Annotated in this window: 20 protein-coding genes and 1 pseudogene; 10 read left to right on the plus strand and 11 right to left on the minus strand. The window is 66.1% G+C overall.

All coding sequences use genetic code 11. The features are described 5' to 3' along the window. Positions 1-70 precede the first annotated feature (70 nt). Positions 71-499, plus strand: a pseudogene (locus RQP54_RS03740) (malate synthase G); the annotation flags it as partial. Between the two features lie 183 nt (positions 500-682). Here the strand turns inward: RQP54_RS03740 and RQP54_RS03745 are convergent. Beyond that, entirely contained in the window at positions 683-1525 is an 843-nt protein-coding gene (locus RQP54_RS03745) for an SDR family oxidoreductase (RefSeq protein WP_315676821.1), read from the minus strand. 136 nt (positions 1526-1661) lie between these two features. On the opposite strand from RQP54_RS03745, the gene RQP54_RS03750 reads away from it, so the two are divergent. From RQP54_RS03750 to RQP54_RS03760, 3 genes are all read left to right on the plus strand, one after another. After that, positions 1662-2606: an AraC family transcriptional regulator gene (locus tag RQP54_RS03750; protein WP_315676822.1), complete on the plus strand. Its 945-nt coding sequence runs from the start codon at positions 1662-1664 to the stop codon at positions 2604-2606. Between the two features lie 72 nt (positions 2607-2678). Next, complete coding sequence (locus tag RQP54_RS03755) at positions 2679-2840, plus strand: hypothetical protein (RefSeq protein ID WP_315676823.1); 162 nt, start codon at positions 2679-2681, stop codon at positions 2838-2840. Positions 2841-3053: 213 nt separating this feature from the next. Continuing rightward, positions 3054-3602, plus strand: a complete 549-nt coding sequence (locus RQP54_RS03760) for a GNAT family N-acetyltransferase (protein WP_315676824.1) — start codon at positions 3054-3056, stop codon at positions 3600-3602. Between the two features lie 25 nt (positions 3603-3627). Here the strand turns inward: RQP54_RS03760 and RQP54_RS03765 are convergent, their stop codons facing one another. The 4 genes from RQP54_RS03765 to RQP54_RS03780 all read right to left on the minus strand — a co-directional run bounded on the left by RQP54_RS03765 (position 3628) and on the right by RQP54_RS03780 (position 5490). Continuing rightward, positions 3628-4335 carry a helix-turn-helix transcriptional regulator gene (locus tag RQP54_RS03765; protein ID WP_315676825.1) on the minus strand — a complete coding sequence of 236 codons (708 nt, stop codon included), beginning with the start codon at positions 4333-4335 and terminating at the stop codon, positions 3628-3630. A gap of 14 nt (positions 4336-4349) precedes the next feature. Further along, positions 4350-4697 (minus strand): antibiotic biosynthesis monooxygenase, encoded by a 348-nt coding sequence (locus tag RQP54_RS03770; RefSeq protein WP_315676826.1) that lies wholly within the window; start codon positions 4695-4697, stop codon positions 4350-4352. Further along, positions 4694-5041, minus strand: coding sequence for an NIPSNAP family protein (locus RQP54_RS03775; protein ID WP_315676827.1), 348 nt, complete (start codon positions 5039-5041; stop codon positions 4694-4696). The genes RQP54_RS03770 and RQP54_RS03775 overlap by 4 nt, the downstream gene beginning before the upstream one ends. A 113-nt stretch (positions 5042-5154) precedes the next feature. Further along, positions 5155-5490 carry a DUF2917 domain-containing protein gene (locus RQP54_RS03780; protein ID WP_315676828.1) on the minus strand — a complete coding sequence of 112 codons (336 nt, stop codon included), beginning with the start codon at positions 5488-5490 and terminating at the stop codon, positions 5155-5157. Between the two features lie 183 nt (positions 5491-5673). Between RQP54_RS03780 and RQP54_RS03785 the strand changes: the two genes are divergently transcribed. Continuing rightward, positions 5674-7188, plus strand: a complete 1515-nt coding sequence (locus tag RQP54_RS03785; RefSeq protein ID WP_315676829.1) for a PLP-dependent aminotransferase family protein — start codon at positions 5674-5676, stop codon at positions 7186-7188. A gap of 15 nt (positions 7189-7203) precedes the next feature. Here RQP54_RS03785 and RQP54_RS03790 read toward each other — a convergent pair whose 3' ends face one another. Continuing rightward, complete coding sequence (locus RQP54_RS03790) at positions 7204-7671, minus strand: Lrp/AsnC family transcriptional regulator (protein WP_315676830.1); 468 nt, start codon at positions 7669-7671, stop codon at positions 7204-7206. 137 nt (positions 7672-7808) lie between these two features. Here RQP54_RS03790 and RQP54_RS03795 point away from each other — a divergent pair, with 137 nt between their 5' ends. The 3 genes from RQP54_RS03795 to RQP54_RS03805 all read left to right on the plus strand — a co-directional run bounded on the left by RQP54_RS03795 (position 7809) and on the right by RQP54_RS03805 (position 12607). After that, positions 7809-9044 carry a methionine gamma-lyase gene (locus RQP54_RS03795; protein ID WP_315676831.1) on the plus strand — a complete coding sequence of 412 codons (1236 nt, stop codon included), beginning with the start codon at positions 7809-7811 and terminating at the stop codon, positions 9042-9044. A 216-nt stretch (positions 9045-9260) separates the two neighbouring features. Then, positions 9261-11786: a PAS-domain containing protein gene (locus tag RQP54_RS03800; protein WP_315676832.1), complete on the plus strand. Its 2526-nt coding sequence runs from the start codon at positions 9261-9263 to the stop codon at positions 11784-11786. Between the two features lie 68 nt (positions 11787-11854). Next, positions 11855-12607: a substrate-binding periplasmic protein gene (locus RQP54_RS03805; protein WP_315676833.1), complete on the plus strand. Its 753-nt coding sequence runs from the start codon at positions 11855-11857 to the stop codon at positions 12605-12607. 22 nt (positions 12608-12629) lie between these two features. Here RQP54_RS03805 and RQP54_RS03810 read toward each other — a convergent pair whose 3' ends face one another. Together RQP54_RS03810 and RQP54_RS03815 are read right to left on the minus strand one after the other, a co-directional pair. Further along, positions 12630-13598 (minus strand): GyrI-like domain-containing protein, encoded by a 969-nt coding sequence (locus RQP54_RS03810; RefSeq protein ID WP_315676834.1) that lies wholly within the window; start codon positions 13596-13598, stop codon positions 12630-12632. After that, positions 13592-14050 (minus strand): CYTH domain-containing protein, encoded by a 459-nt coding sequence (locus RQP54_RS03815; protein WP_315676835.1) that lies wholly within the window; start codon positions 14048-14050, stop codon positions 13592-13594. Before RQP54_RS03815 ends, RQP54_RS03810 begins: the two co-directional genes overlap by 7 nt. A 74-nt stretch (positions 14051-14124) precedes the next feature. Here RQP54_RS03815 and RQP54_RS03820 point away from each other — a divergent pair, with 74 nt between their 5' ends. Then, the gene (locus tag RQP54_RS03820) at positions 14125-14253 is read left to right on the plus strand and encodes a hypothetical protein (protein WP_315676836.1); all 129 of its coding nucleotides are present in this window, start codon (positions 14125-14127) and stop codon (positions 14251-14253) included. 39 nt (positions 14254-14292) lie between these two features. Here RQP54_RS03820 and RQP54_RS03825 read toward each other — a convergent pair whose 3' ends face one another. From RQP54_RS03825 to RQP54_RS03835, 3 genes are read right to left on the minus strand one after another with little or no spacing between them, the layout of a single operon-like run. Next, positions 14293-15462: a dipeptidase gene (locus RQP54_RS03825; RefSeq protein WP_315676837.1), complete on the minus strand. Its 1170-nt coding sequence runs from the start codon at positions 15460-15462 to the stop codon at positions 14293-14295. Between the two features lie 35 nt (positions 15463-15497). Continuing rightward, positions 15498-15836 (minus strand): hypothetical protein, encoded by a 339-nt coding sequence (locus RQP54_RS03830; protein ID WP_315676838.1) that lies wholly within the window; start codon positions 15834-15836, stop codon positions 15498-15500. A 34-nt stretch (positions 15837-15870) separates the two neighbouring features. Next, positions 15871-17307 (minus strand): serine hydrolase, encoded by a 1437-nt coding sequence (locus RQP54_RS03835; protein WP_315676839.1) that lies wholly within the window; start codon positions 17305-17307, stop codon positions 15871-15873. A 131-nt stretch (positions 17308-17438) separates the two neighbouring features. Here RQP54_RS03835 and RQP54_RS03840 point away from each other — a divergent pair, with 131 nt between their 5' ends. After that, positions 17439-18932 carry an AMP nucleosidase gene (locus RQP54_RS03840; protein ID WP_315676840.1) on the plus strand — a complete coding sequence of 498 codons (1494 nt, stop codon included), beginning with the start codon at positions 17439-17441 and terminating at the stop codon, positions 18930-18932. The last annotated feature ends 11 nt before the right edge of the window (positions 18933-18943 follow it).

The raw sequence follows: 18943 nt of genomic DNA on the forward strand, positions 1-18943 counted from the left end.
TCTGCTTACGAATACTATCCGCGACGAAATGTGCAGATCGCACACCCAGAGAATGAGGGAGCCAATCACCCCCGTGACCGCCACCCCGAACTGGAGCGACGCCGAAAAGCAGGCCGAGCTCGACAACAACGCCCAGGGCATCCTGGGCTACGTGGTGCGCTGGGTGGACCAGGGCGTGGGCTGCTCCAAGGTGCCCGACATCAACGACATCGGCCTGATGGAAGATCGCGCCACGCTGCGCATCTCCAGCCAGCACATGGCCAACTGGCTGCACCACGGCGTGGTCACCAAGGCCCAGGTCGAGGAGACCTTCAAGCGCATGGCCGCCAAGGTGGACAAGCAGAACGCCGGCGACAAGGCCTACACCCCCATGGTCGGCAACGAGAAAGGCGCCGCGTACCAGGCCGCCTGCGACCTGGTGTTCAAGGGCCTGGCACAACCCAGCGGCTACACCGAGCCGCTGCTGCATGCGTGGCGCCTGAAGGTGAAGGCGAAGTAATCGGATTCACCGCTGCGCAGTCGCTACTTTTTTGGTAGCTGGCTGCGCAATAAATACGCGGTCTATAGGCCAATTTGGCATATATTCCGCACTGAAAACGGCACCTGTGGGTGCCGTTTTGTTTTCATTTCGACGCACGCAGGGGGCGGCAGTGTCGGATTGCGCCACTGCGCGCAGGCGCCGTCAGGCCTTGACCCAGGCGCTGCGGTAGTCGGCTGCGTACTGCTCCAGGCTAATCGGCGCCCGGCCCAGCAGCATGTGCACCGCATCTGTGGTGCGCTCGGCGTAACCGGCCTTGAAGAAGCCCAGGATCACCATCATGAAGTCGGTATAGGCCGCCGGCAGGCCTGCCTGCAACAAGGCGGCGCGCATGTCGCCCTCGGGAATGTCCTGGTAGGTGATCGTCTGGCCAGTCGCCTGGGACAGGATAGCCGCCACCGCGTCGTGGTCCAGGGCTACGGCGCCCGTCAGGTCAAAGTCGCGCTGGTTGAATTCGTCGGTACCCAGCAGGCGAGCCGCCACCGCAGCAATGTCGCGTGCATCGATGAAGCTGCCTTTGGCCTTGCCCACCGGCAGGAAGATCTTCCCGTGCTCGAGGATGCCTTGGATCCAGTACGAGTTGAAGTTCTGCATGAACCAGTTGGGGCGGATGATGTTGTATGCCAGCCCCGAGGCCTCCAGATGCCGCTCGGCTTTGCGCAGGGGCGCGTTGTCATCGGCATTGGCCCCCATGGCCGTCATCAGAACGACCTTTTGCACGCCGTGGGCCTTGGCGACATCGATCACCGGCTTGAGCAGTTCGTCCTGGTTGGTATGGCCGGGAGGCGACAGCAGGAACAGCTTGCTGACACCCTGCAGTGCCGTGTCCAGCCCGGCACGGGTCAGCAGGTTCAGGTGGACCTCGGTGGCGGGGTCGGTGACCGGACGGCTGGTCGCTTTGACGACCTGGTGCCCAGCCGCACGCAATAGGCGTACCAGTTCAGAACCGACCGTGCCGTTGGCACCGATGACGAGTGTGCGAGACATATTCATTTCCTAAAAGAGTAGTGGGTAGGCGAATGATCTGCCCAAAACAACGAACTCAGAATAGACATAAATCCGTTTTTCATGTCCAATCGTACAAAACCCAACCCTGTGTTTTTCACTCGCTGCACGTCACCCTATGGATCTATTGACCGACATCTTCCGCCAGGCGGGCTTGCGCCGCCGGCTTCTGGACCTGCACCAGCTGTTGGATGCCACCGCCCTGCAGTTCCCGTGTGACCGCAGCATGGGCTTGCACGTGGTCACGGCCGGGCGGGTGTATTTGCATGCGCCGTCCTTGCCGCAACCCCTGTGTTTGCAAACCGGCGACGTGGCCGTGATGGCGCGCGGCTGCGTGCACACCATCAGCACGCATGAAGACATGGGTGCCGTACGCACCGTGTCTCTCGCCCATGCCTGGCCCTTGCCACAGAGCGATACACCGGGCGATGCACCGCCCAACGCCCTGCTCAGTGGTGCCTACCAGTTCTGGCACAACCCGGTGCATCCGTTCTTTGACGAAATGCCCGATTGGCTGGTGTTGCGTGCGCAGGACGGCCCCTACCCCCGGGCCATGGCCCACAGCCTGGAACTGCTGCAGCAAGAGCTCGCCCGGCGCGAACTGGGCAGCGAAACCCTGGTGTACGGGCTGCTCGACGTGATCTATGTGCTGCTGATGCGCGAAATGCTGCAGCGCCAGGGTACGCGCACCGCATGCTGGAGCCGAGCCATCCAGGACCCCCAGGTGATGAAAGCGGTACAGGCCATGCACGACGACTGCGCCCGTGCCTGGACACTGGACAAACTGGCCCAGCACGCGGGGCTGTCGCGCACCAGCCTGGCAGAGCGTTTTCGCGAATCCATGGGCAACACACCACTCAACTACCTGCGCACGGTGCGCATGCAAAAGGCCATGGCCGCACTGATCGAGTCCGAACGCTCGCTGGAGCAGATTGCCCGCGAGGTCGGGTACACCGACGCGTTCAGCTTCTCCAAGGTGTTCAAGCGCACGGCGGGCGTGGCCCCGCGCGACTTCCGCCGCCAGGACACACAGGACAAGGCACTGGCGTGGCGCATCGCCTAGCGGCGGGACTACGCGGCCGCAGGTGCCGGCGTTCTTGGTACTTCTGACACGCCGCACAGCGTGCAGGAGCCAGTGCCATACTGCGCCCACGGCCACTGGCGCCACGGCCTGCTGGCCGCCGTCCTGTCGGCACTGCCCGAGCGCCTGCGCAATGCGCCACTGCTGAAAGGAGCGCTGAAGATGGCGGCGGTGGAGGTGGCCAGTGAACACCAACTCCCGCGCACCAGCCGCTGATTGCCCGCGTAGCTCGGCCAAGCGAGCACATTGCTACCCGTTTGATAGCGGAATAAGCTATATCCATAATGGGAATTTGGCGTTTCAATGGAAATTCCACCGGCAACACGCCCCCTACGCGTAATGCATTTCCGTTGGCACTGCAAGGCAAACCTGCGACTCCCACAGGACGTTGCGACATACTTCCTTGCACACGTGCCGCTTACATGGCACATGGAGGAACCGATGGTGGAATTCGTGATTGCCCAGCTGCCCACGCATGCGGATGCCCTGCGCGCGCTGAACATCGGCTACATGCGCTGGGTGCTGTCCGAGGCCCAGCGGCTGTGGCACATCGCACCGGAACAGAGCCTGGGCATGCCGGTGGAAGACTACGTGGAACAGATGCTTCCCAAGGTGCTGGTCGGCAGTCCACCCGAGGGCGTGTTCTACCTGGTGTGGAAAGACGGCGCAGCCGTGGCCATGGGCGGGCTGCGGCGCCTGGACGCTCAGGTCGCGGAGGTCAAGCGCCTCTACGTGGGTCCCCAGACGCGGGGCAGCGGGTTGGGCGCGCAGCTATTCCAGCGGCTGATCGCTGACGCCCACCGATTCGGCTATGCGAGCGTACGGCTGGACACGGCGCCCTTCATGCAGTCCGCCCACCGCATCTACGAAGCCCATGGCTTTGTCGACATCGCGCCTTACGAAGGCGTAGAGGTTCCGGTGGAGTTCCATGACCGCTGGCGCTTCATGGAAAAGCACCTGCGCAACGAACGGCCCTAGCGGTTCCCAGCAGACAAGGGCCGCGTTACAGCGTGTTCACAGAAGGCAGCAAGGTGGCCAGCCGTTGGCGCCCCGGTGGGGTCAGCGCCAGCGCGCGCTCGCCCTCCAGTCGGCGCAGCCACCCCTGCTGCAGGCAGTGTGCGAGCAAGGCCTTGGGCAGGGTGCCGGCCAGGTGGTCGCGCCGCTCGGACCAGTCGAGGCAACGGTAGGCCAGGCGCCGCCCGCTGGACGGCGTGCCCAGCGCATCGGCCAACAAACCCAGTTCGGCCAGGCCCGCACGGCCCGAGGCCGTGAGCCCGTAGCCTTCGCCTGCCGGTGCGATCCATTCCTTGGACAGCAGCTGCGAAAACAGTTCCACCCCGAGCTGGCCCGCCAGGTGCCCGTAGCAGCAGCGGGCAAAGCGCAGGCGCGTGCGCGTGGGGTTGGCCCAGCTGGCCTCATGGCTGCGGCGCTCGGCGATCAGGGCCATGGCTTCGAGTGCATGGGCCACCTCGTCGTCGGCCAGGCGGTAGTAGCGGTGCCGCCCGCGCTGCTCGCACACCACCAGCTGGGCATCGAGCATCTTGACCAGGTGCCCGCTGGCCGTGGCCGCAGTCACCGATGCGGCGCGCGCCAGCTCACCCGCGCTCGCGTATTCGCCGCTGAGCAGGTAGCTCAGCATGCGGGCGCGCGTGGCGTCCGCCAGTACGGCGGCCAGGCTGGCCAGTCGGGGCTCGAAAGGGGCGGCAGTCATGGCGGATGGGGGACTTAAGGCAACAGCGCGGCATTGGCGTCGGCGGGCGCCTGCTGGCGTTCGCGCAGAGTGTAGTCCCGCAGCACCTGGGCCACGCGGATGCGGTAGTCGGCAAACACCGTGGCTCGTCCCTCCTGCTGCCCGGTCCGGTGCGCACCGTGGTTGCGCCAGGCCTGCACGGCGGCCTCGTCGCGCCAGTAGCTCAGCGACAGGTAGGTTCCGGGGCGCGACAGGCTCTGGAATCGCTCTACCGACACGAAGCCATCCATCGGCGCCAACTGTTCGCGCAGCGTTGCCGCGATGTCGAAATAGCGCGACTCCTGCCCGGACAAGGGCGTCACCTCAAAGATCACGGCGATCATGCCGCCGCCCCGGCAGCGACAGGCGCCTGCAGGTAGGTGCTGTCCACCACCAGCGGGAAGGTGCGCTCTTCCTTCAGGATGAAGCGCTCGCGCTGGGCAAAGGCGAAATTGGCCTGGGCTTGCTCATCGCCGCGCAGGCGCTGGCGATACGCCTCGTAGGCCGCGAGGCTGGGGAACGAAACCAGGCCCCAGGCCTCGACGTTGCTGCCCTCATGCGGCAGGAAGTAGCCCAGCAGATGGCCGCCCAGGCGCGGGATGATGCGCGCCCAGTGGTCGGCGTACTCCTTGAACAGGTCTTTCTTGAACGGGTCGAGTTCGTAGCGGATGAAGCAGGTGATGGTCATGGTGGCAGGGGTAGGTTGGAAAGGGCCTCAGTGTGGCCCGCCCCCCAGGAAAATGCTTCGGTGGGTGCCGAAGCAACCGACCTCGACCTACCCCCACATACCCCAGCAGGACATCAGGCGCGCAGAGGCTGCAGCCAGCGCAGTCCCCGGGGCCACTGGAACGACCGACTGCGCCTGGGCGTGGCCGCGCTGGCCAAGAGCGAGAGCGGCACCAGACGGTAGCAAGCGGCCAGGGGGGTGCTCTGCGCAAAACGCCGGTCGCATTGGATCAGCACCTGGTCCTGCGTCAGCACGATGCTGCTGCCGGCATGGAGGAAGCGGTCGCTTTCGTCACCCGGGCGGGTGAGCCACAGGCAGCCTTCGAGTACGTCCAGGCGAAAGCCTTCGCTGGCGTTGATCATGCGGGTCTGCTGCGGCAGCAGGGTGGACAGGGGAAAGACTGGCGACATGGGGAAACCTCCTTCAATGAGGCTCTACTGTGGGCGTGCAGCCGTCTTTCCGCCATGCACAGGCGGTGCTGACCTGGAACTGCGCAAAGGCCCAGTTCGCGCCATCTGTACTGCCCGGATTGGCCAGCGTCTGTACTGCCTGTACTCCCTGCACCGGTGTCGATTTGGCTTTAGCATGGAGCCATGTCCGGCGCCCCCTCACTGCCCCTGTACCAGCAGATCGCACAACGTTGTGCGCAGCTGGTAGCGTCCGGGGCGCTGCGCGCTGGCCAGCGCCTGCCGTCGGTGCGCGACACGGCCACACAGAACCATGTCTCCGTGTCGACGGCAGTGCAGGCCCTGCAGTACCTCGAAGAGCGCGGGGTGCTGACCGCCCGCGCCAAGGCGGGCTTCTTTGTTGCACCGCAGGGCAAGGCCAAGGCGCTCAGCCTGCTGCGCCAGTTCGAAGGCGCGGCGCCCGAACCGCTCGCGGGCGAGCCCGCCCCGCCCCCCGGCTCCCTGCCCCCGAAGGTGAGCTTTGCAGGCTACAGCCCCAAGGACAAGGACTTCTTCGACGGCGACCGCATCCGCGTGGCCCTGAGCCGCGCCACCCGGCTGCAGCGCCAGAGCCTCACGGAGTACAGCAGCGCCATCGGCACCACGCCCCTGCGCAACGCCGTGGCCCTGCGCGCCATGCACCTGGGCTGCACCCTCCAGGCAGACGACATCGTCATCACTGCGGGCTGCATCAACGCCATCACCATGTGCCTGCAGGCCGTGACCCAACCCGGCGACATGGTGGCAGTGGAAAGCCCCACCTTCTTTGGCTTTCTCGACCTGCTCGAAGCGCTGAACCTCAAGGCCTTTCCCCTGCCCACCGATGCACGCACCGGGGTGTCGCTGCCGGCCCTGCAGCTGGCGCTGGACACCCAGCCCATCAAGGCGCTGCTGCTGGTGCCCACACTCTCCAATCCGCTGGCCTCGGTGATGCCGCTGACGCACAAGCGCCAGCTGGCCAAGCTGGTGGCGCAGTACCGCATTCCGTTGATCGAGGACGTGGTATTCAACGACCTGCTGGCCACCGACACACGGCGCCGCGCCGTGAAGGCTTACGACACCGAAGGCTGGGTCATGGTCTGTGGCTCGTTTGCCAAGACCGTGGCGCCGGGCATCCGCCTGGGCTGGGTCGAGGCCGGGCGCTGGGGCAAGCAGGTGGCCACGCTCAAGCGCGTGCAGGGTGCTGCGACCAATGCGGTGCTGGAGGCGGCCCTGGCCGACCTGCTGGTGCAGGGCAGCTACGAGGCCCACCTGCGCCGGCTCAGCGCCATGATGAAGCAGCGCCTGGGCCTCGTGCGCCAGATCATCCAGGCCAGCTTCCCTGCCGGCAGCAAGGTCAACGACCCGCCCGCCGGCTACACCCTGTGGGTGGAGCTGCCGGGCAACGTGGACACCATGGTGCTGTTTGCGCTGTGCAAGGCGCAGGGCATCACCATCGGCCCGGGGCAACTGTTCTGCGGCAGCCAGCGCTACCGCCACTGCCTGCGCCTGAGCTTTGCCGGCCACTGGGGGCCCAAGGAGCAGGCCGCCCTGCAGCAGGTGGGGCGCCTGGCCGCCCAGCTGGTGCAGGGCCTGCACGAACACGCCGACAGCGTGGCCCCCGAGGCTTCGCGCACCGATTTCGTCAACCAGTCAGGCCTTTCTGCCCGCGACCTGTGGTGATCGCCCGGTGCGGCCTCAACCTACCACCGGCAGACCGCCCGCCCCCTTCACTTCCTTGAGCGAAAAGCTGGTCGATATTTCGCGCACCCCCGGCAGGCAGCGGATCTTGTTGCGCACCAAGGTGGAAAAGGCATCGAGATCGGTGGCAATGGCTTCGATCAGGTAGTCGTACTGGCCCGAGAGATTGTGGCAGGCCACCACCTGCGGCAGCGCCACCACCTCGCGCTCGAAGGCGGCCGCCACCTCCGCGGTGTGGTCCTGCATCTGCAACTGGATGAAGCCCGTGACGCCATAGCCCAGATGGCGTCGGCTCAGACGGGCGTGGTAGCCCTCGATCACCCCGGCGTCTTCCAGCTGGCGCACCCGGCGCCAGCAGGGCGACTGCGACAGCGACACCTGCTCGGCCAGCTCGGCCGTGGTCTGGCGCGCGTCGCGCTGCAGGGCCTGCAGGATGGCCCGGTCGGTGGCATCAAAGGATTTCATGGATTAATTTTCCCACATATTGAATTTCAGTGGACGTTTTATGCACATACAAGCCACTGAAGTGCCACTATTTGCCAAAAATGTCCCGGCCATTTGGCAAAAAATCTTGCTCCACAACCATAGCCTGGAGACAACGCATGCACCCCCACGACCTGCCCCTGCACGCCCTGAACGCCGTCAGCACCGAGCCCGGCTTCAGCACCCGCGCCATCCACTGGGGCTACAACCCGGCCGAACACCATGGTGCGCTGGTGCCGCCCACCTATGCCACCAGCACCTTTGCCTTTCCCGATGTGGCCTACGGCGGTCGCTGCTTTGCCGGCACCGAGGCGGGCTACTTCTACAGCCGCATCGCCAACCCCACCCTGGCGCTGCTGGAATCGCGCCTGGCCAGCCTGGAGCACGGTACGGCCGCCGTGGTGTTCGGCTCCGGCATGGGTGCCATCACCGCCACCCTGTGGTCCATGCTGCAACCCGGCGACGAGGTGCTGGCAGACATCACGCTCTATGGCTGCACCCATGCCTTCCTGCACCACGGACTGAGCCGCTTTGGTGTGACCGTGCGCAGCGTGGACATGACCGATGCCCGGCAGGTGGCGCAGGCCATGGGGCCACAGACCAGGGTGGTGTACTGCGAAACGCCGGCCAACCCCAACATGCGCCTGGTGGACATTGCGGCCGTAGCCGCCGTGGCCCGTGCGGGCGGCGCCAAGCTGGTGGTGGACAACACCTACTGCACCCCCTACCTGCAGCAACCCCTGCGCCTGGGCGCCGACGTGGTGGTGCATTCCATGACCAAGTACCTCGGCGGCCATGGCGATCTGACCGCCGGCGCGGCCGTGTTTGCCGACACCGAGCTGGGCCAGCACGTGCGCCTGTTTGGCCTCAAGGACATGACCGGTGCCGTGATGTCGGCCCCCGATGCCCAGCTCGTGATGCGCGGCCTCAAGACCCTGGCGCTGCGCATGGACCGCCACTGCCAGAGCGCCCAGACCGTGGCCGAACTGCTGGAAGGCCACAGTGCCACCGCCGCGGTGTACTACCCCGGCCTCAAGAGCTTTGCCCAGTTTGAGTTGGCGCAGCGCCAGATGCGCAAGCCCGGCGGCATGATCGCCTTTGAGCTCCACGGTGGCATGGAAGCCGGCATGCGCTTCATGGACGCCCTGCGCCTGGTGACGCGCGCCGTGAGCCTGGGCGATGCGGAAAGCCTGGCGCAGCACCCCGCCAGCATGACCCACTCCACCTACACCCCCGAAGAGCGGGCCGCCAGCGGCATCAGCGACGGCCTGGTGCGCCTGTCGGTAGGCCTGGAAGACATCGAGGACATCGTGGCCGACGTCGCGCAGGCGCTGCAGGCCGCACAGCGCGTCTGACAATGGCATGCTGGCGCCGGAATGCGCGCCGCAAGTCTGGCGACAGGCACGGCCACTAGCATCGGCGACGCCCTCGGGTGGGCAGTCCAGCGCGGGCCGGAGTTCTCCTGGCAGCACTTTTCTGCCATCATCCGCACGGGAACTCGGTCCATGTGCATGGTCATCGTGCGTCCTTCGCACTGCGGTCCTCCATGCACCCATTGTGTGAGGTCAACCATGTCCGTCCGCGACGCCCACAGCACGCCCCTGGCGCCTGACGCTGCGTTCGTGCGCGCGATGCTGGAGCACCTGCCGGTGGGCATCACCGTGCTGGACAGCGAGTTGCGTGTGGTCCTGTTCAACCAGACGTTCCTGGAGATGCTGGACTTGCCGGCATCCATGTTCAGCCCTCGCTTGCCTACCCTCGAAGAAGTGACCCGCTACAACGCCGAACGCGGGGACTACGGCCCGGGCGACCCTAACCTGCTCACGCAGGAGCGCATGGCCCGGGCCCGACTCGGGCGCGCCCACCGTTTCCAGCGCCAGCGCCCCGATGGCCGGGTGCTGGAGATTTCTGGTGCACCCATGCCCCAAGGCGGCTTCATCAGCGTGTACCAGGACATCACCGAACAGCGTCGCGTCCAGCAGGCGCAGCAGGAGCAGGCGCTGTACCTGCGCAGCATCGTCGACCACCTGCCACAAGGCATTTCGGTGTTCGACAAGCAGATGCGCCTGAAGTGCTGGAACGAACATCTGCTGCAGGTGCTGGACCTGCCTGCCGACAGCGTCCATGAGGATGTATCCTTCGACGAGCTGCTGATGTACCCGGCGCGCCGGGGCGAGTACGGCCCCGGTGACCCGGCTGCACTGGTGGCCCAGCGACGTGCCGCAGCGATGCAGTTCCAACCGCACCGGCTTGAGCGCACCCGCCCCAATGGGCGCACCCATCTGATCGAAGGCCGACCGATGCGCAAGGATGGCGAAGTGGTCGGCTTTGTCACCAGCTACACCGACATCACCGAACAGAAGGCGAGCGAGCGCGAGTTGCGCCAGCAAAGCAATGTGTTCCAGACCCTGGTGGACAACATTCCAGGGGGGGTGTCGTTGTTCGATGCCGACCTGAAGCTGCGCGCCTCCAACGCGGAGTTCGCGCGCCTGCTGGAATTTCCGCCCGAGCTGTTCGAGGGCGAACCCAGTCTGGAACGTTTCTTCCGCTTCAATGCAGCGCGCGGCGAATACGGCCAAGGCGACACCGAAACCCAGGTGCAGCAACTGATGGCCCGTGCACGCCTGCGCCAGCCGCACCAGTTCACGCGCACGCGCCCCAACGGCACCATCCTGGAAGTGCGTGGCCTGCCCCTGTCGGACGGTGGCTTCGTCACGATCTACACCGACGTCACCGAGCAGCACCACGCGGCAGCGGCCATCGAACGCCTGGCACACCACGACACGCTGACCGGCTTGGCCAACCGCTACCACCTCGAGGCGCGCCTGGACCAGATGGTCGCCGACGCCCACCGGCGCGGCAGCAAGCTGGCCGTGATGTTCATCGACATGGACAACTTCAAGGGCGTCAACGACACCCTGGGTCATGCCGTGGGCGACCGCTTCCTGTGCGAAGTGGCCGCCCGGCTCAGCGACAGCGTACGCGCCAGCGACGTGGTAGCCCGCATCGGCGGTGATGAGTTCGTGGTGGTGCTCGGCGCGCTGGAACAGGTACAGGACGCCACCCAGGTCGCCGACAAGCTGATCCACGCGCTGGCGCAACCGATCGACATCGATGCCCACACCCTGCATGCATCGGCCTCCGTGGGGGTATGTTTCTATCCCCAGGATGGCCAGGACCGGGGGAGCCTGATGCAGAGTGCCGACATCGCGATGTACCACGCCAAGAGTGCAGGCAAAGGGGTATACCGCTGCTTCGAAGCCGCCATGATGGCTGCCACCACACACCGCCAGACGCTGGAGCACCGCCTGCGCGAAGCCGTGCGACTGCGGCAGTTCGCCCTGCACTACCAGCCCCAGGTCGATGCCAGCGGTCGGCATGCCGTCGGCGTCGAAGCGCTGATCCGTTGGCCGCAGGCCGACGGATCGATGGTGTCGCCGCTCGAATTCATCCCGCTGGCCGAGGAACTGGGGCTGATCCACCAGATCGGCGAATGGGCCTTGCAGACCGCCTGCCAGGACATGGCGCAGTGGCTGCAGGCTGGGCTGCAGGGCCTGCATGTTGCGGTGAACCTCAGCGCGATCCAGCTCGGCAACCCGCAACTGGCACAGGTGGTGGCCCGCGTGCTGGAGCGCACCGAATTGCCGGCCTCGGCCCTGACGCTGGAGGTCACGGAATCGGCCGCGATGCACGACCCCGAAACCTCCATTGCGCGCCTGGGCGCCATCCGCGCGCTGGGGGTACGCATGGCGATTGACGACTTCGGCACCGGCTACTCCTCACTGGCCTACCTCAAGCGGCTGCCGCTTGACTACCTCAAGCTCGATCGTGCCTTCGTGCAGGACCTGGAGATCGACAGCAACGATGCCGCCATCTGCGCAGCCACCATCGGCCTGGCCCACAACCTGGGCCTGCAGGTGGTGGCCGAAGGCGTGGAAACCGCGGCGCAGCACCAGTATCTGGCCGGACTGCAATGCGACAGCTTGCAGGGCTACTATTTCAGCCGCCCGCTGCCTGCGCCATCGGTGCGGGCCTGGCTGCAGGACCATCCGATGCAACCCCTGAGCGTGCCAGACCTGGCCGCCACCTGCATCTGACCAACGACCATGGGCCTGCGCGTCACCGTTGACAGTCTGACACCCATGGGGGCATAGTCTTTCCCATCATGCGTCGGGTTCCCTTGCTTTTCCTTCCTGTGGTCTTGGTCGGCACGAGCGCCATGGCCCAGGTCATCACGCTGCGCACCATCCCCCAGGAAGGCTCGGCGCCGAAGTTCATGGATGCCACGGCCGCCACCACCGGACACTGCCCCGACATCCTGGCCGCCATCGAGCGTGCGGACAAGGGGCTGCGCTTTGCCATCGAGCCGCAGTCGGCACCGATCAAGCGCATCGAGAATGAGCTCAAGACCGGGCGCATCGACGTCGTCTGCGCGCTGCTGGACACGCCACTGCGCAACGACATCGCGTACCGGGTGGAGCCTCCGATTTACCAGGTCCAGGAACGCCTGGTTGGGCGGCGTGAGGACAACCTTCCGGTGCGCAGCATCCAGGAGCTGGCCCAGAACGGGGATGTGGTCGTCACCCAGTCAGGCGCCAGTTATGCGGCCGACCTGCGCAATGCGGGCGTCAAGGCGGTCGAGTCACCGGGCGGCAGTGCGGTGGCCCTGCGCAATGTGGAAAGTGGGCGCGCACGCTTCTACTACACCAATGCGCTGACGGGGGCCTACTACATACGCGCCGAGGGGCTCGGCAGCAAACTGCGCCTGCACCCGGGCGTACTCAATTCGAGTCCCAGCTACCTCTGGGCCGGTCGCCACCTCGACCCAAGCACGGTGCAACGGCTGGAAAAGGCGCTGCAATCATTGAAGCGCAGCGGCGAGCTTGACCGCATCTACCTGCGCTACGAGACCGACTGAACACCCGCCATGGGCGCCACCATCAGGCCGCACGCACAGGCAGGCAGAGCTCCAGACGGAACGTCTGCGTGGCCGCATCGGACGAGGCCGACGGCCCGTAGCGCTCCAGCAGCGGCCGGTGGTCAAGCTGGCGGCCGCTGTGGGCCAACCATTCACGCAACAAATAGGTCCAGGCCAGGCCGAGCTGCGCCAGCGTACCGCTGAACTGCCCCACCGCGTACAGCCCACCTGGCAGCTGGGCATACGAAATCGGACTCGTGGATGAGAACTCCGGACGCACTTCGACGCAGGCGTCATAGCGGCAACGCGCAGCCGGTGTGATGCCAGGGTCGTCCCAGCCGATACCGTAGCAGGTAGCCGTTTCCAGCCCCTGCGCGTTGCGCCAGGGCAAGAAGCGCGCAGCCCAGAACCGGGCCACCGATTCGCCGTAGGGACCGACGTGGCGCATGTAGGCCACGCGTGCAGCCGGCAGTGTTTCAAGTTGTACTTTCATGTGGAAGTTTCCAGCAAGGTGAATCAGGCCGCGATCTTCCCCCGTCGCCGACATTGGCATCTGATCGATCTTGCGGTCTTGCTGCGTTTGCAACTGGTCCCGCTGCGCTGCCCAACGCACGGGGACCGACGCGCGCCACTGGCTTGGCGCCACCCCGAAGTGGCGCCTGAAAGCCCGCGCGAACGCTTCACCGGAGCCGAACCCCACCGCCACGGCCACTTCCAGCACCGACATTTCCCGGTGGTGGTCTAGGTACAGGGCCCCCACCTCCAGGCGTCTGCGGCGCACATACTCTCCCAGCGTTTCGCCGCACCAAGCCTGGAACACCCGATGGAAATGAAACTCAGAAAACAGGGCGACTCCGGCGAGCGTTTCCAGCCGCACGTCCGTGTCCAGATGGCGGTCGATGTAGTCCATCACACGGTTCATTCGCTGCGCATAGGCACGCGCCTGTGCGGACTCCCACGGCAGCGCCATGCCGCTGCTCGCTTCTACCATCGGGAAAACGGATGCTGTGCCAGATTCGAATTGAAATACCGCGCATCGTGCGTTACCTCTTCGCCCAGCCAATCGGGGCGAACGAACTGCGCGTCTTCTCTGGCCAATTCCACCTCGGCCACCACCAGTCCCGTGTTGTCGCCCGCAAATTCGTCCACTTCCCACACCACGTCACCCGCGGGGATGCGGTAGCGGGTCTTGTCCACCAGGGGGCCATCGCACAGGGCCAGCAGCGCCTGGGCATCGGCCAGGGGTATGGGGTATTCGAATTCGGCCCGGGTGGCCCCGACACTGATGCCCTTGATGGTGAGGAATGCGGCATCACCGGCCACGCGCACGCGCACCGTACGTGCCTTGTCGCGGTTCAGGTACCCCTGCACCAGGCGCTCGCCGGGGCCCTGCCGCCAGCCTTCGCCCCGCACCAGAAACTTGCGTTCGATCTCCACACCCATGTCTGCTCCTTGCCCTTTGTCGGCGCGCCATTGTGCCGATAAACCTTCCATAGCCATTCCACCGGGAGACGACCATGAGCGCCAAGATCCTCGCTGCGACCGTGCTGGTTCTGCTGGTCGCCACCGTCTGCACCCTCGCCTACGCGATGGGCGATGCGCTGCGCTGGGCAGCGCAAGCCAGTCGCTATAACAAAAGTAGCTGACTACGCAATCAACATGCGGGCCCAAGGCCGATTTGGCACCTAGCGTTCTGGCAACTGCGCCAGCAGCAGCTGCTGCACGTTGCCACCCATGATGGCGCGCACATCGGCCTCGGAATAGCCTGCTTCAAGCAATCCCTGCGTGATCAGGCCCAGGCCACGCACGTCGAACGGGGTGGTGGTGGAGCCGTCGAAGTCCGAACCCAGCGCGACGTGGGCCACACCCACCTTGTCCACCGCATAGCGGATGGCGCGGATGATGTTCGAAACCGAGGGTTCGCAGACGGCGCCATCCCAGTAGCCGATGCCAATGACGCCACCCGTGGCGGCGATGCGCTGCAGGTGGTCGTCGGTCAGGTTGCGCGGGCCCGGGCAGGTGCCGACCACCCCGGTATGCGACACCAGCACAGGCTTTTTCGTGATGGCCAGCACATCGTCGATGGCGGGCTTGGAGGCATGGGCCAGGTCGATCAGCACACCCTTGTCCTGCAGGCGCTGCACCACACTGCGCCCGAAGGGGGTGAGGCCGCCCTTTTCCAGTCCGTGGGCCGAACCGGCCACCTCGTTGTCGAAGAAATGGGTCAGGCCGGTCATGCGGAAACCGGCGTCGAACAGCCTGTCCACATTTTCCAGCTTGCCCTCCAGCGGGTGCAGTCCTTCGGTGGCCAGCAGTGCCGCCACACGGTGCGGGTCCTGGCGCCATTGCGCCACGAAGGCCTGCAAGTCGGCGCGCGACTTCACCACCACCAGCCGTCCGCCACTGTCACGCGCTGCGGCGTGCAGCTTCTCGCCTTGGTACAGGGCCCGTTCCAGCAGGCTGCTCCAAGTGCGGGTTGGCCAGCGCTGCGCCATGGCCAGCATGGTGATGCTGTCGGAGTCGGCCCCGTTGCGCTCGTAGTTCAGCCCCTTGGGCGACTTGGTCACGGTGGCGAACACCTGCAGGGCCTGCGGGCCTTCGAGCAGGCGCGGCAGGTCGGCATGTCCGCGGTCGTAGCGCTGCAGCAGGTCGCGGTTCCACAGCAGGGCGTCGTCATGCAGGTCGGCCACGAACAGGGTCTTGTGCAAGCTGGCCGCCCGCTGCGATACGGCATAGGGGCCCTTGTCCAGGGTCACATTGAGCTTGCCGTCCACGACCGGGGGCACGACGAGGAAGAACACTGCGGCGCCGAGCACCGCCACGGCTGCCAGTGCAGCCCACCATTGCTTTTTCATCATTCGCTCCGGTCTGCCATGCAGACGCCCTGCGCTCACAGGTTGGGAAATTCCTGGCGGTGCAGTCCCGCCAGCTTGATCAGCGCATCGGACACCTCTGCCTTGAAGCCCATGCGGGTCCGCTGCTCACCGTCGTAACCCTGCACGATCAGGGTCTGCAGGTAGGGAACACAGTCCTTGTGGCCCCAGAATTTCTGGATGCCCTGCGCGATGCGCGGATGGCGCTCCTCGATGATGGCCATCTGGTGATCCACCTGTGTCTGCAACGGCCGCTCATGCAGCGGCATCGGGCGCGTGGGCAGGTCGTCGTCTTCCCATTTCAGCGACGGGAACCCGGTGGAGTCGGAAAACTTGGAATCGTGGTGCGTGGCCATGGGTTCGCGCAATCGGCGTGTACTCGGGTGTCGCCTATTTGGCTGGAAGCGCCGATAGTACATCTTCCAGCAGCTTGCAGTCGTCGAACTGCCCTTTGCGGAAGGTCCAGCCCAGGCGCACCACCACGGCATCGCGCGAGGGCACCACCGCCACCATCTGACCCCAGTGGCCGCTCATGGCCACGGTATCGGGCGGCACGCCGCCATAGGCCTTGCAGTCGCCAAAGGCCTTGTTGCCGAACAACCAGCTTTGCGCGCCATATCCCAGCCCTTCGCCGGTTTTGGTCGAGGGCGTACTGGCCAGCTTGAGCCAGCCGGGCGGCAGCACCTGCACCGCCTTGGAGCCCGCGCCCCAACGACCATCCTGCAGCATCAGCTGGCCCAGGCGCGCCCAGTCGCCCACGCTGGCCCAGAGGTAGGACGAGCCGACCCAGTTGCCCGCCGTGTCGGTTTCCAGCACTGCCGTTTTGGCGCCGATGGGCTCGAACAGGGCCTTGCGCGGGTAGGCCCAGTACTCGGCATCAGAGGCAAATTGGCCGCGCTGCACCGCGGCCAGCAGGTTGGCCGTGGCGCTCAGGTAGCGCCATCGCTGGCCCGGCGCCACTTCGGGGGGGTGGTCAGCAGCCCAGGCGGCGGCATCGGGTGCGCTCCACAGCATCTGCGGCACCGAGCCCCAGGGGTCGTAGTCCTCGGTGCTGGCCAGCCCGTCGCGCATGTAGAGCAGATCCGCCACGGCAATGTCCTTGCGCCCATCCTCGCGCCAGGCCTTGACCCAGCCCGGTTCACGCCCGGCGGGGAACGCTGCCACCACGGGCGCCTCCAGCTTCAGTCCAGCCTCCTTGGACAGCTTGTAGGCCAGCATGCCGGTCACGGTCTTGGTCATGGACCAGCCATGCAGGGGCGTGTCCAGTCCGAACCCGGGTGCGGTCCGCAACACCAGCATGCGGCCCCTGTGCACCACAGCCAGTCCGCGGGCATTCGCTGCCGCCGGGTCACCGGCCCCCACGAAGGCCGCATCGGCCACCTGCTGGAGCTGCTTGGCATTCACGCCCGGCCCCCAATCGTTGGCGGGCAGGGCCGCTTCGCCTGCGGGCCAGACACTGGCAGCATCCACTGCCACACCGGCTTGCGGGGCATTGGGCTGGGGCTCCAGGTCCAGCACACACCCGCGCTCGGGCAACCACACGGCGCGGCGTGCGAACAATCCGGCAAATCGCCCCGTGGCACTGCGGGTGCCTGCATCGACCTGCACCGATACCGCAGCCAAGGCCGGGCTGGCCGGCAGCACGTCCTGCGCCATGAGCTCGGCCACCGGACGGTGCGCCACGAATGCCGCCGAGCACACCCCTTTGGCGGCCATGCCGGCAGCGTTCTGCGGAATGCGGAAATACAGCAAGGCGCCCACCACCACGATGAGCAGCGCCAAACTGCCGGTCAGCACAAACTTCAGCAAACGCAGCACGATTCCCATAACCGTCCTTCCGAAATCAAGTCTGGCACTCTAGCGCAAAGGCCCCCGTGCGGCGTCGGCATTTACCCCTGCATACAAAGTCTGCTGACCCTACCGCCACAGCAGCCGCCTGCATCGCGGCACAATAAGCCATGCCGACACTGCCCCCCTTCATTGCCCCCCTGCGGTTCACCGATGCCGCTGCCGCCCTGGCCCAGGTCCAGCACATCTACGACACCAGCATCGCCCATCTGCGTGACGCCATGCAGCGCTACATGGCCGGCGACGACAGTGTCACCGACATCCGCGCCTTCTACCCGTTGGTACGCATCCATACCGACACCGTCTCGCGCAAGGCCAATGCCGACCTGGCCCGGCTGAGCTTTGGCTTCGTGGCCGGGCCGGGCCGCTACGAGACCACCCTGACGCGCCCGGACCTGTACGCCGACTACTACCTGGAACAGTTCCGCCTGCTGCTGCAGAACCATGGCGTCGAGCTCGAAGTGCTCACGAGCAACCAGCCGATACCCGTGCACTTCTCGTTTGCCGAGCATGACCACGTGGAGGGCAGCCTCAGTGCCGAACGCCGCGCCCGCATGCGCGACGTGTTCGACCTGCCGGACCTGGCGGCCATGGACGACGGCATTGCCAACGGCACCTTCGAGCCCAAGCCGGGCGAACCGCAGCCCCTGGCGCTGTTCACCGCGCCGCGCGTGGACTATTCGCTGCACCGCCTGCGCCACTACACCGGCACCAGCCCGGCCTACTTCCAGAACTTCGTGCTGTTCACCAACTACCAGTTCTATGTGGACGAGTTCATCGCACTCGGGCGCGCCGCCATGACCGACCCGGCCAGCGAATACATCGCCTTCGTCGAGCCCGGCAACGTGGTCACGCGCCGCGTGGGCCTGCCCGCCGAGGCGGCGGATGCGCTGGGCAAGGAACCCCCGCGCCTGCCACAGATGCCGGGCTACCACCTGATGCGCGCCGACCGCAGCGGCATCACCATGGTCAACATCGGCGTCGGCCCGGCCAACGCCAAGAACATCACCGACCACATTGCCGTGCTGCGCCCCCATGCCTGGATCATGGTCGGCCACTGCGCGGGCTTGCGCAACACCCAGCAGCTGGGCGACTACGTGCTGGCCCACGGCTACGTGCGCGAAGACCATGTGCTGGACGAGGAACTGCCGCTGTGGGTGCCGATACCGGCCCTGGCCGAAGTGCAGCTGGCCCTGGAAGACGCGGTGGCCGAAGTCACCGGGTTGCGCGGCGCGGCGCTCAAGGGCATCCTGCGCACCGGCACGGTGGCGTCCACCGACAACCGCAACTGGGAACTGCTGCCCGACAACCAGCCCCAGCGCCGCTTCAGCCAGAGCCGCGCAGTGGCGCTGGACATGGAAAGCGCCACCATCGCGGCCAACGGCTTCCGTTTCCGCGTGCCCTACGGCACCTTGCTGTGCGTGAGCGACAAGCCGCTGCATGGCGAGATCAAGCTGCCCGGCATGGCCAACCACTTCTACCGCGAGCGTGTCGATCAGCACCTGCGCATCGGCATGCGTGCGCTGGAGATCATGCGCCAGTCCGGCGCCGACCAGCTGCACAGCCGCAAGCTGCGCAGCTTTGCCGAAGTTGCCTTCCAGTAAGAGCATCACCC

The sequence above is a fragment of the Curvibacter sp. APW13 genome (assembly GCF_032337135.1).
Lineage (GTDB): Bacteria > Pseudomonadota > Gammaproteobacteria > Burkholderiales > Burkholderiaceae_C > Allorhodoferax.

Coding starts and splice junctions, on each gene's coding strand:
- RQP54_RS03750 (WP_315676822.1), top strand. CDS start 1,662: ATGGATCTATTGACCGACATCTTCCGCCAGGCGGGCTTGCGCCGCCGG.
- RQP54_RS03780 (WP_315676828.1), bottom strand. CDS start 5,490: ATGTCGCCAGTCTTTCCCCTGTCCACCCTGCTGCCGCAGCAGACCCGC.
- RQP54_RS03765 (WP_315676825.1), bottom strand. CDS start 4,335: ATGACTGCCGCCCCTTTCGAGCCCCGACTGGCCAGCCTGGCCGCCGTA.
- RQP54_RS03785 (WP_315676829.1), top strand. CDS start 5,674: ATGTCCGGCGCCCCCTCACTGCCCCTGTACCAGCAGATCGCACAACGT.
- RQP54_RS03745 (WP_315676821.1), bottom strand. CDS start 1,525: ATGTCTCGCACACTCGTCATCGGTGCCAACGGCACGGTCGGTTCTGAA.
- RQP54_RS03760 (WP_315676824.1), top strand. CDS start 3,054: ATGGAGGAACCGATGGTGGAATTCGTGATTGCCCAGCTGCCCACGCAT.
- RQP54_RS03810 (WP_315676834.1), bottom strand. CDS start 13,598: ATGGTAGAAGCGAGCAGCGGCATGGCGCTGCCGTGGGAGTCCGCACAG.
- RQP54_RS03835 (WP_315676839.1), bottom strand. CDS start 17,307: ATGGGAATCGTGCTGCGTTTGCTGAAGTTTGTGCTGACCGGCAGTTTG.
- RQP54_RS03820 (WP_315676836.1), top strand. CDS start 14,125: ATGAGCGCCAAGATCCTCGCTGCGACCGTGCTGGTTCTGCTGGTCGCC.
- RQP54_RS03830 (WP_315676838.1), bottom strand. CDS start 15,836: ATGGCCACGCACCACGATTCCAAGTTTTCCGACTCCACCGGGTTCCCG.
- RQP54_RS03800 (WP_315676832.1), top strand. CDS start 9,261: ATGTCCGTCCGCGACGCCCACAGCACGCCCCTGGCGCCTGACGCTGCG.
- RQP54_RS03815 (WP_315676835.1), bottom strand. CDS start 14,050: ATGGGTGTGGAGATCGAACGCAAGTTTCTGGTGCGGGGCGAAGGCTGG.
- RQP54_RS03825 (WP_315676837.1), bottom strand. CDS start 15,462: ATGAAAAAGCAATGGTGGGCTGCACTGGCAGCCGTGGCGGTGCTCGGC.
- RQP54_RS03805 (WP_315676833.1), top strand. CDS start 11,855: ATGCGTCGGGTTCCCTTGCTTTTCCTTCCTGTGGTCTTGGTCGGCACG.
- RQP54_RS03775 (WP_315676827.1), bottom strand. CDS start 5,041: ATGACCATCACCTGCTTCATCCGCTACGAACTCGACCCGTTCAAGAAA.
- RQP54_RS03790 (WP_315676830.1), bottom strand. CDS start 7,671: ATGAAATCCTTTGATGCCACCGACCGGGCCATCCTGCAGGCCCTGCAG.
- RQP54_RS03840 (WP_315676840.1), top strand. CDS start 17,439: ATGCCGACACTGCCCCCCTTCATTGCCCCCCTGCGGTTCACCGATGCC.
- RQP54_RS03770 (WP_315676826.1), bottom strand. CDS start 4,697: ATGATCGCCGTGATCTTTGAGGTGACGCCCTTGTCCGGGCAGGAGTCG.
- RQP54_RS03795 (WP_315676831.1), top strand. CDS start 7,809: ATGCACCCCCACGACCTGCCCCTGCACGCCCTGAACGCCGTCAGCACC.